Annotated in this window: 16 protein-coding genes; 7 read left to right on the top strand and 9 right to left on the bottom strand. The window is 64.2% G+C overall.

The features are described from left to right. Nucleotides 1-3: 3 nt before the first annotated feature. Complete coding sequence (locus CIT39_RS04965; protein WP_162308349.1) at nt 4-993, bottom strand: glycosyltransferase; 990 nt, start codon at nt 991-993, stop codon at nt 4-6. Nucleotides 994-1,238: 245 nt separating this feature from the next. On the opposite strand from CIT39_RS04965, the gene CIT39_RS04970 reads away from it, so the two are divergent. The 3 genes from CIT39_RS04970 (at nt 1,239) to CIT39_RS04980 (ending at nt 4,972) form a co-directional block, all read left to right on the top strand. Continuing rightward, on the top strand, nt 1,239-2,339 hold the full coding sequence (locus CIT39_RS04970; protein ID WP_094973495.1) for a glycosyltransferase: 1,101 nt from the start codon (nt 1,239-1,241) through the stop codon (nt 2,337-2,339). A gap of 15 nt (nt 2,340-2,354) precedes the next feature. Continuing rightward, nucleotides 2,355-3,707: an O-antigen ligase family protein gene (locus CIT39_RS04975; RefSeq protein ID WP_101635015.1), complete on the top strand. Its 1,353-nt coding sequence runs from the start codon at nt 2,355-2,357 to the stop codon at nt 3,705-3,707. Nucleotides 3,708-3,826: 119 nt separating this feature from the next. Next, entirely contained in the window at nt 3,827-4,972 is a 1,146-nt protein-coding gene (locus CIT39_RS04980; RefSeq protein ID WP_162308350.1) for a GNAT family N-acetyltransferase, read from the top strand. A 60-nt stretch (nt 4,973-5,032) separates the two neighbouring features. On the opposite strand, the gene wrbA is transcribed toward CIT39_RS04980, so the two are convergent. From wrbA to CIT39_RS04995, 3 genes are all read right to left on the bottom strand, one after another. Further along, on the bottom strand, nt 5,033-5,632 hold the full coding sequence (gene wrbA, locus CIT39_RS04985; RefSeq protein ID WP_094973139.1) for an NAD(P)H:quinone oxidoreductase: 600 nt from the start codon (nt 5,630-5,632) through the stop codon (nt 5,033-5,035). 156 nt (nt 5,633-5,788) lie between these two features. Beyond that, nucleotides 5,789-6,487, bottom strand: a complete 699-nt coding sequence (locus CIT39_RS04990; protein ID WP_094973138.1) for a pirin family protein — start codon at nt 6,485-6,487, stop codon at nt 5,789-5,791. A 29-nt stretch (nt 6,488-6,516) separates the two neighbouring features. After that, nucleotides 6,517-7,269, bottom strand: a complete 753-nt coding sequence (locus tag CIT39_RS04995) for an SDR family NAD(P)-dependent oxidoreductase (protein ID WP_094973137.1) — start codon at nt 7,267-7,269, stop codon at nt 6,517-6,519. A 118-nt stretch (nt 7,270-7,387) separates the two neighbouring features. Here CIT39_RS04995 and CIT39_RS05000 point away from each other — a divergent pair, with 118 nt between their 5' ends. Both CIT39_RS05000 and CIT39_RS05005 read left to right on the top strand, forming a co-directional pair. After that, nucleotides 7,388-8,323 (top strand): LysR family transcriptional regulator, encoded by a 936-nt coding sequence (locus CIT39_RS05000; RefSeq protein ID WP_094973136.1) that lies wholly within the window; start codon nt 7,388-7,390, stop codon nt 8,321-8,323. A gap of 57 nt (nt 8,324-8,380) precedes the next feature. Further along, complete coding sequence (locus CIT39_RS05005; protein WP_181955138.1) at nt 8,381-8,902, top strand: REP-associated tyrosine transposase; 522 nt, start codon at nt 8,381-8,383, stop codon at nt 8,900-8,902. Nucleotides 8,903-9,042: 140 nt separating this feature from the next. Here the strand turns inward: CIT39_RS05005 and CIT39_RS05010 are convergent, their stop codons facing one another. Further along, nucleotides 9,043-9,300: a hypothetical protein gene (locus tag CIT39_RS05010; protein ID WP_094973134.1), complete on the bottom strand. Its 258-nt coding sequence runs from the start codon at nt 9,298-9,300 to the stop codon at nt 9,043-9,045. Between the two features lie 163 nt (nt 9,301-9,463). On the opposite strand from CIT39_RS05010, the gene CIT39_RS05015 reads away from it, so the two are divergent. Together CIT39_RS05015 and CIT39_RS05020 are read left to right on the top strand one after the other, a co-directional pair. Beyond that, nucleotides 9,464-9,607, top strand: coding sequence for a hypothetical protein (locus tag CIT39_RS05015; protein WP_155526010.1), 144 nt, complete (start codon nt 9,464-9,466; stop codon nt 9,605-9,607). A gap of 109 nt (nt 9,608-9,716) precedes the next feature. Beyond that, nucleotides 9,717-10,079 carry a hypothetical protein gene (locus CIT39_RS05020; RefSeq protein WP_094973493.1) on the top strand — a complete coding sequence of 121 codons (363 nt, stop codon included), beginning with the start codon at nt 9,717-9,719 and terminating at the stop codon, nt 10,077-10,079. A gap of 68 nt (nt 10,080-10,147) precedes the next feature. Here CIT39_RS05020 and CIT39_RS05025 read toward each other — a convergent pair whose 3' ends face one another. The 4 genes from CIT39_RS05025 to CIT39_RS05040 form a co-directional block, all read right to left on the bottom strand. Beyond that, nucleotides 10,148-10,969, bottom strand: coding sequence for an adenylate/guanylate cyclase domain-containing protein (locus tag CIT39_RS05025; RefSeq protein WP_094973492.1), 822 nt, complete (start codon nt 10,967-10,969; stop codon nt 10,148-10,150). Nucleotides 10,970-11,028: 59 nt separating this feature from the next. Beyond that, a complete protein-coding gene (locus CIT39_RS05030) occupies nt 11,029-11,496 on the bottom strand; it encodes a YbaK/EbsC family protein (RefSeq protein WP_094973133.1) in 468 nt (155 codons plus the stop codon). A gap of 21 nt (nt 11,497-11,517) precedes the next feature. Next, the gene (locus tag CIT39_RS05035) at nt 11,518-12,258 is read right to left on the bottom strand and encodes a haloacid dehalogenase type II (protein ID WP_094973132.1); all 741 of its coding nucleotides are present in this window, start codon (nt 12,256-12,258) and stop codon (nt 11,518-11,520) included. Between the two features lie 321 nt (nt 12,259-12,579). Beyond that, complete coding sequence (locus CIT39_RS05040) at nt 12,580-12,951, bottom strand: winged helix-turn-helix transcriptional regulator (RefSeq protein ID WP_181955160.1); 372 nt, start codon at nt 12,949-12,951, stop codon at nt 12,580-12,582. Between the last annotated feature and the right edge of the window lie 77 nt (nt 12,952-13,028).

A 13,028-nucleotide genomic window follows, 5' to 3' on the forward strand; every position in this document is an offset into this window, starting at 1 on the left:
CGATCAGATGCCGAAGCGGGCGAGGGCGGTCCTGGCCGCGGCGCGCGGCAACGCCTTGAGCGAGCGCCGGCCGACCATTCCGAGATAGAAAAACGCCTGGCGATATCGGCCGAAGCGAACCGCCTGCATCGCCGAATAGGTGATGAGATGAAGTTCGGCGGCGAGGCGCAGTCCGACCGCCGTGCCCTCGGGCAGGCGTGCCAGGATCAGTCCGTCGTCGAACACCCGCGCGATGGCAGGGAAGAAATCCTTCGGCGTCCGAACCGCGGCGTTCATGGTGTTGGCGGTGTGCAGACGATAATCGAGCAGCAGTTTTGGCGCGAACTCGAATTCGCCGATCGCCGCCAGACGACACCAGCAATGCCAATCCTCGCAATATCTCAAGGACGTATCGAAGCCGCCGATGGCCCGGAAAGCTTCGGTGCGTGCGAGCGCGATGCCGCCATTGACGATGAAATTGCCGGCGGCGAGCCGCGTCAGCACGTCGCCGGACGGCTTCCGGCGCCCCTTCAGCAGGCCGCGCCGGCCGATCTGATGTCCCTCGCTGTCGATCGTGTTGTAATCGCCATAGACGAGCACCGCCCGCGGAGCCCCGCGTGCCGCCGCCAGCAGCGCCTCCACTGCGCCGGGGCGAAGGCGGTCGTCGGCATCGAGGAAGAGCAGCCAGTCGCAGCGGGCATATCGCGCACCGAGATTGCGCGCTGCCGACACGCCGGCGGAATCATTGGTGATCAGGCGCAGCCGCGGATCGCGAATGCCGCGGACGATGGCGGTGGTGTAGTCGGTCGAGCCGTCGTCCACGACGATCACTTCACCCACCTCGCCTTGCGCCAGTGCGCTGGCGATGGCTTCGCCGACATAGGCCGCAACGTTCTTGGCGGGAATGACGACGGACACCGACCAGGTCGAGCTCGACAGCGGCTGGCGAACCGCCGGAACCAAGCGTGTGGTGGCCGGCAAATCGAGAACGTCTTCGGCGGTGATCTGAGCCACGGCTCGCCTTTAAGAGTCTGTTAACCAGGTCGCATGCGACTGAACGGATGATGCGATCGATCGCAACATGGGCATGCCCGCGAATGATACTCGCATTACAGTCGGATCGTTGACGGGATCGGGTGCGCGGCGCGGGTTTCGTCAGTTAGCGTTAAGCCGCTGGCATTAAGCCTGAGGTAAATTTGGGGGAGTGCGGCAGCCGGTCCCATGCGAGAATGCGCACTAGGCTGCCGCGGATGGATCCAGTGCCCGCTAAGACGTTCGAACACGACCCCGATGCGATGATCCTCAACCTCTTCTACGAGGACAAGGATGACCGCTGGTTTCCCGGCGACCGGCATCTGCGGCGCATGGCGCGCCGCATGCTGATGGGCGAGCCGCGCATGAGTGGCCAGCTTCGCGTGTTCCTCAATCTCTGTGCGGGACTCGACCGGCTCGGCATCCGCTACCGCGTCAACGACTACGGCTACATCGCGCAGCATCCCGAAGAGCTCGCCTGCATCATCGGCCGCACCTTCCTGCTCGAAAAGTTCGCGTGGAAGAACCCGATTCTGCTCGGCGTCGCCGCCCACAATCATCCGCTCGACGACCCCGATCTGTTCAAGCGCCTGCCGGTGAAGAAGGTCGTGGTGCCCGGCCCCTGGTATGTCGACATGTACCGGCCGTATTGGCCCGAGACGGAGGCATGGCCGGTCGGCATCGACACCGATCTGTGGGCGCCGTCGGCGCAAGCGCAAAAGACGATCGACGTGCTGGTCTACGACAAGGTCCACTGGGACCGCGAGCGCTATGCGCCGGAGTTGATCGAACCCGTCCGCGCCCGTCTGCGCCAAGAGGGCCGCTCGTTCACGGAGCTGCGCTATGGCAGCTACAAGGAAGAAGATTATCAGGAAGCGCTGGCGCGTTCGCGCGCGATGATCTTCCTGTGCCAGAACGAGAGCCAGGGCATCGCCTATCAGCAGGCCTTGTCGTGCGGCGTGCCTGTTTTCGCCTGGGATCCGGGCGGCCCATGGCGGGACCCCGATTACTATCCGCACCGCGTACAGTTCGCGCCGGTGTCGTCGGTGCCATATTGGGATGAGCGTTGCGGCGCCAAGTTCGTCGACGTCGCGGGCTTCGAGGCGGGTTGGCAAAATTTCTGGGGAGGATGTGCCGCGGACGCGTTCGATCCGCGCGGTTACGTTCTGGGCAGTCTCACGTTGGAGCAACGGGCGCTGCAATATTACGAGATCGCGCGCAGCATCGTGCGGCAGCCGGCGGCGCAGACGTCCGAAGGGCCTGGCGACGGACTCTCAACGGGGCTGAGCCCGGACCTGGAGCTTCCCCGGCGTCACCAGGTGTCTTGAGCCGTGGATCGCAGCATGGACCGCAGCGCCGCCGACATCACTGATCTCGATACCCGTTCGTTGGCCCGTGCCCTGCGCGATGGCCTGGCGGAGCTGAATGCCGTGCAGGCGGCGCGCTGCCTCGTCGCCGTCGCAGCGCTGCTGCTGGTGCTGGTAACTCTCGATCCCTTCCCGGACCTGCGCAATCCCGATGTCACCGCCGTCGTCGGCGGGCGAATGGCGCTGACTTATGTTGCCTGGGGGCTGCTCGCCGCGGTCGCGGTGCTGCTCGTCGCCACCACGGATGCGCCCGCGCTGAAGACGCTGGTGACACCGCTTCACCTCTGCCTCGTGGGCTGGCTGGTGATCGACATCGCCCTCTCCGAAAGCCGCGGCGTCTCGATCCAGCGCTTCGTGCTCGCGGCCAGCATAACGTCGCTTGCCGTCCTGCTGCCATTGCTGCCGCCGACGCAGCGCAGCTTCAATTGGTGCCTGGGCGGAGCTGCGCTGGTGCTGCTCGCGCTGTGCTATCTCGGCGTCTTCCTCGCGCCGCACTATTCGATCCACACCGCGCTCGATATCGGCGAGCCACAGCTTGCCGGCGACTGGCGCGGCAGTTTCGGCCATAAGAATATCGCCTCGCCCGTGATGACCATCCTGGTCTATGTCGGGATCTACCTGACCGCCGTCGGCTCGTTCGTGATGGGACCCGCGATCGCCGCGCTGGCCGGCATCTTCCTGATCTTCACCGGCGGCAAGACCTCGTCGGTGCTGTGCCTTGCGGTTTACGCGCTGGCGTCGCTGGTCTATGTCACCCCCAGCCTGTGGCTCAAGCGGATCATCTGCTTCGTGCCGCTGATCGTGATGAATTTGCTGACGGTCGGCAGTGTCTTGAGCCCGGCGTTGGGCGCGATGACGCGCCTGCTGCCGCTCGATCCGACCTTTACCGGCCGCTCCGCGATCTGGGAGTTTGCGCTGGCGGCCGTCGCCGAGAAACCGATCATCGGCCACGGCTACGCGGCCTTCTGGGACAACGTCACGGCGCGGCAGACCGCCCAAGGCGCCGAATGGGCGACCTCGGCGGCGCACAGCCACAACAGCTATCTCGACCTCGCCGTCACCATCGGTCTGCCGGGACTGCTGCTCGTGATCCTCGTCTTCGTGCTCGCACCACTCGGCAATTTCCAGTCTGCACAGACTCACAGCCGCAGCGGCGCTTTGGGAAAGCTGTTCCTGACCATCTGGCTGTTCGGCCTGTATTACGGCGCGACCGAGACCTTCCTGCTCGAGCGGCAGAATCCGATCTGGTTCATGTTCGCGCTCGCGGTGGCCGGCCTGCATTTCCTCGCCAGGTTCCAATGCGTCGAGCAGATGAAGCCGGAGCGCTGACAGCTTGTCGCAGCCGGCGCGACGGTGGCATTGGCTTAACGATTGAGCGGCTAGGTCTCTTGCGGAGTGCGACAAAACATAATCCATCTCGAAACGTTCCGTAATCGTATGCCCCGCAGATGACGTTCCTCAGCGTCGAGCAACCAGATGATCTCGTGTCCAGCACGCCGAAGATCGCGATCGATTTCGTGCGTGACTGGCGGCAGGCTGCGCCGCGGCTGAGCGCCGGGCATCGCACCGCATTCCAGCATTGTCACTGGCTCGATGCGTGGTATCAGGCGTTTCACGATTTTGCACCGCTGATCGCGGTGATCTCGGACGCCGCCACCGGCAAGGACATCGCGCTGGTGCCGATGGTCAGCCATATCAGGCGCGGCATCCGCATCGTCGAATTCGCCGATCTCGGCGTCTCCGACAACAACGCGCCGATCCTGGCGCTCGATGCCGCGTTGGACACCCCGGCGATGGATGCGATCGGCGGGGCCCTGGTCGAGGCGTTGCGCGCCTTGCCGGACCGCTTCGACCTGCTGCGCCTCAGGAAGATGCCGGCCCAGGTCAGTGGCAAGCCGAATCCGCTGGTCGCGATGGGGCGGATCGGATCGTCATCGCTGAACGGCAATGTCGTGCTGATGGGCGACGACTATGCCGACTATCAGGCCTCGATCAAGCGCATGCAGATGCCGCGCTGCTGGCGCGTCTTCGACCGGCATGAGGGCGCGCGGTTCGAGATCGCGGCGGACGTTGCGCGCGCGCATGAGCTGCTCGACGTCATGGATGTGCAGCAGCAGGCGCGTATGCGCCAGCTCGGCTCGCGGTTCGTCCTCAACGACGACGCCCATGCCCGGTTTTACCGCGAGGTCGCCCGCCGGGGCGTCGCGGAAGGCTATGCCGTCGTCACGGCGCTCGTCTGCGACGAGGGGACCGTCGCCACCGCGTTCGGCGTCAGATCCGGCGCAACCTATTACCTCCTCCGCATCAGCCACGGCGGCAATTCATGGTCGAGCTGCTCGCCGGGGCTGCTCGTCATCGAGCGCACGATGGCGGCGCTGCATGCCGGGGGCGTGCGCCGCTTCGACCTCAGCATCGGCAACCAGGACTACAAGCGTCGCTTCGGCGCCGAGAGGGTCCCGCTGACCGACGTCAGCGTCGCGCTGTCCTGGCGCGGCGCTCCCTTTGCGTGGCGCGACCATGCCGCGCAGGGCCTGCGCCGCCATCCAGCCGTCGCAGCTCTTGCGGCGCGAGTCCTGGGCAAGGGAATACGCTGAAGCGGCATTCCCGAACGGGAATGCCGCGTTTCCATCAGCCATGAAGCTCAGCCGTTCACGTCAGCCATGGAGCTTCCTGGCGGTCTCCGCGATCTGGCGTCCCTGATAGCGCGCGCCGGCGAGTTCGTTGGCGCTGGGCTGGCGGCTGCCGTCGCCGCCGGTGATCGTGGTGGCGCCGTAGGGCGCGCCGCCAGTGACCTCGTCGAGCTTCATCTGGCCGGCGAAGCCGTAGTTCATGCCGACAACGACCATGCCGAAATGCAGCAGGTTTGTGATGATCGAGAACAGCGTCGTCTCCTGGCCGCCATGCTGGGTCGCGGTCGAGGTGAAGGCACCGCCGACCTTGCCGTGCAGCGCGCCCTTGGCCCAGAGCCCGCCGGCCTGGTCGAGGAAGTTCGCCATCTGCGAGGCCATACGGCCGAAGCGGGTGCCGGTGCCGACGATGATCGCGTCGTAATTGGCGAGATCGTCGATCGCAGCGACAGGGGCGGCCTGATCGACCTTGTAATAGGAGGCCTTTGCGACCTCGGCCGGCACCAGCTCCGGCACGCGCTTGATGTCGACGGTGGCGCCGGCCTCGCGCGCGCCTTCGGCGACGGCGTTGGCCATCGCTTCGATGTGGCCGTAAGCGGAATAATAGAGGACGAGAACTTTGGTCATGATGGGCTCCGTGTGTGGGTTGGATGCGTTGAGTTGTCTTGTTCGCTGTCATTGCCGGGCTTGACCCGGCAATCCATCAAGCTCGGAAAAGCTCCTTGCGAAGGCGATGGATGCCCGGGTCAAGCCCGGGCATGACGGGTTGTGTGTGGGGCGCGCTTACGCAGCGTCGACGAGCACGAGCTCCGTATCTTCCAGCGCGGTGATCTTCAGCCGATCCTCGTCGCGAATTGCGGCGCCGTCACGGGCGTTGACGCGCACGCCGTTGATCTCGACTGCGCCTGCCGCAGGCACCAGGTAGAGATGCCGGGACTTCTGCGGCGCGTACTCCGCGCTCTCGCCGGCCTTCAGCGTGGTGGCGAGCACCCGCGCATCGGCGCGGATCGGAAGCGCGTCCGTGTCACCTTCGATCCCGCTCGCGATGGTGACGAGCTTGCCGGAGCGATCGGCCTTCGGAAACGGCTTCGAGCCCCAGGTCGGCTGTCCCCCGCGCAGCGTTGGCTCGATCCAGATCTGAAAGATCCGGGTGTTGCTCGGCTCCAGATTGTACTCGGAGTGGCGAATGCCGCTGCCGGCGCTCATCACCTGCACGTCGCCCGCTTCGGTACGACCCTGATTGCCGAGGCTGTCCTGATGGGTGATCGCGCCCTCGCGCACATAGGTGATGATCTCCATGTTGGCGTGGGGATGGGCGGGAAAGCCGGTGTTCGGTGCGATCTCATCGTCGTTCCACACCCGCAAGGCGCCGTGACCCATGTTGTCGGGGTCATAATGGCTGGCGAAGGAGAAGTGGTGCTTGGCCTTGAGCCAGCCGTGATCGGCGCCGCCGAGCTTGTCGAAAGGTCTGAGTTCAATCATTTGCGTGGTCCTTGTTTGATTTTGACGTCTCAGGCGCCGAAGCCGCCATCGACGTTGAGAACGGTACCGGTGACGAAGGAGGCGTCCGGGCTCGCGAGGAACACGATGCCGGCTGCGACTTCCTCGGGACGGCCGAAGCGCTGCAGCGCGTGCTGCTTGCGCTGGGCTTCCGCGAAGTCGCGGTCGTCGTCCGGGTTCATGTCAGTGTTGATCGAGCCGGGCTGCACGACGTTGACGGTGATGCCGCGCGGGCCGAGATCGCGCGCCGCGCCCTTGGTGTAGCCGACGACGGCCGCCTTGGTCGCGACGTAGTCGGCAAGACCCGGGAACGAGGCGCGGTCGGCCAGCATCGAGCCGACGGTGACGATGCGGCCGCCTTCACCCATCAACTGCGAAGCGGCGCGGATCGCGGCGATGACGCCGTGGACATTGACCTGGTCCTGACGCTCCAGCGCGCCAGTGTCGGCATTGGCATCGTCGGCAGCGCCACCAGCGGCGACGCCGGCGTTGTTGACGAGGATGTCGAGATGGCCGAATTCCTTGGCGACATCGTTGACGAGCTTGGTGACGTCCTTGGCAGAGGCCTGGTCGGCCTTGAAGGCGCGGGCCTTGACGCCCCGGGCCTTCAACTCGGCGACGACGGCCTCCGCCTTGTCGGGCGAGGCGACATAGCTGATGGCGACATCAGCGCCTTCATCGGCGAGGGCGCGGGCAGAGGCCGCGCCGATGCCGCGCGAGCCGCCGGTGACGAGGGCAACCTTGCCTGAGAGCTTCTTGGTCATTGGATTTCTCCAGTCCGTGGGTTTGTGATTGACCCTTGGATAAGCCTCCGCCTGTGGTATAGAAATAGAAACTGTTGAAACGCATTGTTTCCATAAATACCCCTGCGGATGGGCTGTCATGGCAAAACTCCCCGATTTCGAGGCGCTCGCGATCTTCGCGAAAGTCGTGGAATTACGGTCCTTTGCGGGGGCCGCGAGCGAGCTGGCGATGTCCAAGGCGACGGTGTCCAAGGCCGTCACGCGGCTGGAGGAGCGACTCGGCGCGCGGCTGTTCAACCGCACCTCCCGCCGGCTTGCGCTGACCGACGCCGGGCACAAGCTCGCCGAGCGCGCGACGCGCCTTTTGACCGACGGCGAAGCGGCGGAGAACGAGGCGCTGGCGCAATCGGTGGCGCCACGCGGCTTGGTGCGGCTCGCGGTGCCCATGACGTTCGGGATCAAGGCGGTGGCGCCGCTGTTGCCGGAGTTCTTCGAGGCCTATCCGGAAGTCTCGGTCGATCTGCATTTGAGCGATGCGACCATCGACCTGATCGGCGAGGGCTTTGACATGGCGGTGCGGATCGCGCGGCTGCCGGATTCCTCGCTGATCGCCCGCCGGCTCTTCACCATGCCGCGCTTCACGGTAGCGGCGCCGTCCTATTTGAAGAAGCACGGACGGCCGACGCACCCGATGCATCTGGCCGAGCACAAATGCTTCAGCTACGCCTATCTCTCGACGCCCAATGTCTGGCACTACACCAATTCGGCCGGCGAGCAGGCCAGCGTGCGCCCGGGCGGACAGCTCCGCGTCAACAACGGCGAAGCCGTGATGCCGGCGCTGATCGCCGGCCTCGGCATTGCTGAGCTTCCGGAGTTCATCGTCGGCGAGGCCATCTCCTCGGGAGAGGTCGAAGTGATCCTGAAGGACTGGAAACAGGCCGAAGGCGCGGTGCACCTGGTGACGCCCCCCGGCGGCCCGCGTCCCGCCCGCGTCGAAGCGCTCGGCGATTTCCTCGCGGCGAAGTTACCGGGCACCTGCAAGCGGCGGCCGAAGAAGAGCGCGAAAGTAGTTTGACTCTTGTAGGGTGGGCAAAGCGAAGCGTGCCCACCAATATGCGCGAAGAGGGCGCAAGTGCCTCAATATCGCCGAGCTCAAGGCAACATGTTCTTCTTCACCGTCGTGCTCGCCGATCGGTCAAACACGCTGTTGGTAGACCAGATTGATCGTCTGCGACAAATCTACCGAGCGGTCCTGCAGCGTCGACCGTTCGAGACAATCGCGATCTGCGTTCTGCCTGATCATCTGCACGCGATCTGGGCGCTGCCGGAAGATGATTCCGACTTTTCGTCGCGATGGAGTTTGATCAAGGGAGGTTTTTCGAGAGGGTTGGAAGCGCAGTCGCGCTCAACAAGCAAATTGAAGAAGCGCGAGAAGGGCATTTGGCAACGCCGCTATTGGGAGCATGCAATTCGCAATGACGCGGATTTGGAGCGTCATGTGAATTACATTCATTTCAACCCGGTGAAGCACGGGCTCGTCACACGTGTGCGCGATTGGCCTCACAGCAGCTTCCATCGCTACGTCGAGCAAGGATTGCTTCCCTTAGATTGGGGAGGGGACATGCGGGACGTTTCGGGGAAATTCGGCGAGTGATGGTGGGCACGGCGCGTTGCGCCTTTGCCCACCCTACGAGATCTCGCTCGTCGATCGTCCGCGCAATTCCCGAAGGGCGGGCAAAGCGACTTGTCCGTCATAGCTCGAAGAGCGACGGCGGAAGCGTGCCCACCACGAGACTACGACACCTTCACGCCGTCTCTTGCAACAATACGCAAGTTCGGTTTTAGCGTCTCTTCCAACTGCGATTTCAATTCGTGCACACGCGGATCGGTGGAGCGCGCCGCGCACACCGCGTATTGATGCACCGATTGCGCCAATGCGTTGCGTGCTTCCGGGGTTCGCGTCAATTCGGGCTTTGACAGCCGCAGGACGATCGCTGCGAGATTCACCAGCATCTCGTCGAGGGCTACGTCGATGGTCGCAAGCTTTCCCATGGCACACTCCCTGACGAGCGGATCTGGGAAGGCAACGGTGGCTTTGGTGCGGCGTTCCGGGCTGCGGGCCAAACATGGATAATGTTTCGTTAACGCCTTGTTCTTGCCGATCGTCACGCCAGGCTGGTGCCGAACCAAGAAAAAATCGGGGGAGGGACCTGCCATGGATCGACGCGATGTCCTGCGCGCCGCTGCTGCATTGCCGTTGCTGCGCGCTGCGTTACCAGGTCCGGGCTTCGCGAAATTCGTCGCGACCGACAGCAGGCGGCTGATTGCGGCGGTGAAGAAGATCGGCAAGGTGGAGTAGGTTCCAGACCCCTTTTTCACATTTTGTTGTTGGTCCAGAACCGGCTCCCGCCTCATTGACTGATGAGAATCCCAGGAAATCGAAGATGGGAATCGAGAAGGATCGGGACATGCGAACAGAGCGAATTGCGCTGGGCGTCGTGCTCGCGATCGGCGGCATGGTGGCGCCGGGCGCAGCATTCGCCGAAGAATATCGCGGGACCATGGAACAGCAGATGGCCTGCACGCCGGACGTCTGGCGTCTGTGCAGCGATCAGATTCCGGACGTCGGCCGGATCACCGCCTGCCTGCGGCAGAATACGCCGCAGCTATCGAGCGGCTGCCGCGCCGTGTTCCAGTCCAACAACCAGATGCCGCCGCAGCAGCAGGTGCCACGCAATCGAGCCGCAACGCTGCCGCGCTATGACGATGCGTTGCCGCCACCTCCGCAGGCGCAACCGCGTCCCTATGACGATGACAACGACAACGATTAAGCTCTGACGAGCGCTTGATCCGGAAATTTGCGCAGCGCCGGGTGCGACGATGCTGGCGTGCGCCTCGTTCAGCGCTCCGTCCTGCTGTTCGATTCAGGTCGATGTCCGAGCGCCATCCGCAGGACGACACCGAACAGAATGGCTGCGACCGGCCAATGGAACCAGATCTTACTGCCGGTGAAAAGATTGATCAGAATCAGGAAGGCCGACACCGTGAGGGCCGCGGCAAGCGGGCGGGGCAGCTTTGCGAGCCAATCCGAGACGATGTTCGGCGCCGACGACGGCTCGCGCCTGTCGTCCATCCGCGAAGCGCGCGGGCGCTCTGCACTCGCCTCGATCGGGAAGCCTCCCGGCACAGCGGTCTGGCCGCCCAGGGTCAGCCGATAACTGGTCAGGGGGGCAATATTCTTCATCGGACGCTGGCCGAGGCAGTCGAAGCCAACGGACAGTTTGTTGTGCACCTGATCGTAGACGGAGCTCGAGATCACGACGCCGCCGGGCTCGGCGAGCTCTTGCAGCCGCGATGCGATATTGACCCCGTCGCCATAGATGTCGGTGCCGTCCACCATGACGTCGCCGAGGTTGATGCCGATGCGAAACTGCATCGGGCTCGCCTGCGGCGCGTCCGCAGCGTGACTTGCGATTTCCTGCTGGATCTCGACCGCGCATTGCACGGCCTCGACGACGCTGGCGAACTCGGCGATGACGGCATCGCCCCAGGTATTGACGATGCGGCCGTCATGGCGCTCGACCAATCGCGCGATGGCCGTGCGGTAGCGGCGGAGCGTCTCCAGCGTTCCTGTCTCGTCCGCTTCCATCAGACGCGAATAGCCGTACACGTCGGCGCACAGCACGGTAGTCAGTCGTCGTTTCACCTTGTCGTCGGTCATCGGCGCCATGCTAGCCTCCCTGACCGGCAAATGCACCAGAGATCGTATCCGGTGCCGCCTTACGGCCTGACCTCGCAGACATCGACCCAATCGGCGCCGGTCAGTTCGGCCATCCGGTCCGGCGTGATGCGCACCGCGCCGTGGGTCGAGCCCGCGGCCGGGACCACCACGTCGAACGCTTTCAGCGAGACGTCGCAATAGACCGGCAGCGGCGACTTCAGGCCGAACGGGCAGACGCCGCCGACCTCGTGTCCGGTGATGTCGGCGACCTCTTCCAGTCCCAGCATCTTCGGCTTGCCGCCGAACTGCGCCTTGACCTTCTTGTTGTCCATCCGCGAGGTGCCGGCGGCGACGATCAGGATCACGCGTTCGCCGACGCGCAAGCTCAGCGTCTTGGCGATCATTCCGGGCTCGACGCCATAGGCTTCGGCGGCCAGCGGCACTGTGGCCGAACTGACCTCGGATTCGATGACGGAGATGTCGGGGGCTTTCTCGGCGAAAAAGGCGCGAACGGATTCCAGGCTCATTCAGGTCGGCTCATCGAGGACTTACGGGCGGGCGGCAAGTGAAGGCAATTCCGAGAGTGAACGGACGCGGTGGTCAGGTGCAAAGCCAAGCTCGTCCATCTGGGTGCGGATCGCCTTGAACATCGTCAGCGGTGCCACGAGTTCGTTCTCGAGGCAAGCCAGCGCCATGGCTTCTGGCGTCACCCGCTCGATCCAGGCGACGTTCAGTCCAAACGACTTTGCCCCCGCCGCGTCCCAGGGATTGGAGGACACGAACAGAACCTCATGCGGCGCGGTGCCGAGCTCCTCGCCGATCAGCTCATACGCTGCCGGGCTCGGCTTGAAGATCTTCTTGGCATCGACGCTGATGGTTGCATCGAGCAGGCCGTCGAGGCCGGAATTGCGCACCAGTGCATTCAGCATGTCCGGGCTGCCGTTGGAGAGGATCGCGAGTTTTCGCGGCTTCAGGGCTGCAAGCGCGCTTGTCGCATCCGGATAGAGTTCGAGGTGCAGATATTTCTCGATCACGCGCTCGAATGCCTCGCGCTCGTAGGCAAGTCCCAACATGCGCAGCGTATAGGTGAGCGAGTCGCGCGTGACCGCTGCGAAGTCCTGGTATCGTCCCATCAGCGAGCGCAACCAGCTGTATTCGAGCTGCTTGATGCGCCAGACCTGCGTGATGATCTCGCCATAGCCCGGAAACGCATCCTCTGTGACGTCGGCGACCGATTGGATGTCATAGAGCGTTCCGTAGGCGTCGAAGACGACGGCGTTGATGGGCATCGACCAGTCCTCCGGGATCGTCGTAGTCACAAGAACCCCGCTTGGGGAGTGCGTATAGCCGTCAGCTTACCAAAGCACAGCGGAAGTCTGCCAATGAAAGTGTGATCGGCGGCTTGTCACCCTGAGCGGACTTGGCGCGCCGTCCGCTGATCCGGCGATCAACGCAAGGCAAAAACCTGCCGGACTATGACAGCCGACAAGCCGCCATGTGTGGCACCGTCCTGTTGATGCCCAGATTTGGACCAAGCCGGACTCAAGGTGGGCTGCGCCAACGCGCTTCTATCTGGAGCGGAGCAGCCCTCGCACGAAATGCAGCGCAATCTAGCCAATCGGCTCACGCCCTCGCCGCGTCCAGGTCGCCCGCTCTGCGAACACTTGGCTGACCTCGGCCATGTGCTCCGTGCCCCACGTGCAGAGTGGCACCAGAGCCTGGGCCAGGCTGTGGCCCAACGGGGTGAGGCTGTAGTCCACCCGCGGCGGCACTTCCTTGTAGTCGGTCCGCTTCACGAGCCCATCGGCCTCCAGCTCCTTCAACTGCTGGATCAGCACCTTGTCGCTGACGTCGCGGATGGCGCGCCGAAGCTCGCCGTAGCGGGTCGGGCCGTCCTGGGCGACGAAGTACAGGATCAGCGGCTTCCACTTGCCGGCGACGACCCGCAAGGTTGCATCCAGGCCGCAGGTGAAGCCGGGCAAAGTCGGCGTGCAGCTCTGGACCGGTGTTTGAGCCTGTGCAGGCGGGAGAGTGGTGTCTGACATTTTTGGGTACTTAC

It is taken from the genome of Bradyrhizobium symbiodeficiens (assembly GCF_002266465.3).
In the GTDB taxonomy this organism is placed as follows: domain Bacteria; phylum Pseudomonadota; class Alphaproteobacteria; order Rhizobiales; family Xanthobacteraceae; genus Bradyrhizobium; species Bradyrhizobium symbiodeficiens.

What these genes read in the sequence shown, in the direction of transcription:
- CIT39_RS04995 (WP_094973137.1), bottom strand. Translation starts at nt 7,269, where the DNA reads ATGACCAAGAAGCTCTCAGGCAAGGTTGCCCTCGTCACCGGCGGCTCG.
- CIT39_RS05015 (WP_155526010.1), top strand. Translation starts at nt 9,464, where the DNA reads ATGGATCGACGCGATGTCCTGCGCGCCGCTGCTGCATTGCCGTTGCTG.
- CIT39_RS05020 (WP_094973493.1), top strand. Translation starts at nt 9,717, where the DNA reads ATGCGAACAGAGCGAATTGCGCTGGGCGTCGTGCTCGCGATCGGCGGC.
- CIT39_RS04975 (WP_101635015.1), top strand. Translation starts at nt 2,355, where the DNA reads ATGGACCGCAGCGCCGCCGACATCACTGATCTCGATACCCGTTCGTTG.
- CIT39_RS05035 (WP_094973132.1), bottom strand. Translation starts at nt 12,258, where the DNA reads ATGCCCATCAACGCCGTCGTCTTCGACGCCTACGGAACGCTCTATGAC.
- CIT39_RS05000 (WP_094973136.1), top strand. Translation starts at nt 7,388, where the DNA reads ATGGCAAAACTCCCCGATTTCGAGGCGCTCGCGATCTTCGCGAAAGTC.
- wrbA (WP_094973139.1), bottom strand. Translation starts at nt 5,632, where the DNA reads ATGACCAAAGTTCTCGTCCTCTATTATTCCGCTTACGGCCACATCGAA.
- CIT39_RS05025 (WP_094973492.1), bottom strand. Translation starts at nt 10,969, where the DNA reads ATGACCGACGACAAGGTGAAACGACGACTGACTACCGTGCTGTGCGCC.
- CIT39_RS05030 (WP_094973133.1), bottom strand. Translation starts at nt 11,496, where the DNA reads ATGAGCCTGGAATCCGTTCGCGCCTTTTTCGCCGAGAAAGCCCCCGAC.
- CIT39_RS05010 (WP_094973134.1), bottom strand. Translation starts at nt 9,300, where the DNA reads ATGGGAAAGCTTGCGACCATCGACGTAGCCCTCGACGAGATGCTGGTG.
- CIT39_RS04980 (WP_162308350.1), top strand. Translation starts at nt 3,827, where the DNA reads ATGACGTTCCTCAGCGTCGAGCAACCAGATGATCTCGTGTCCAGCACG.
- CIT39_RS04990 (WP_094973138.1), bottom strand. Translation starts at nt 6,487, where the DNA reads ATGATTGAACTCAGACCTTTCGACAAGCTCGGCGGCGCCGATCACGGC.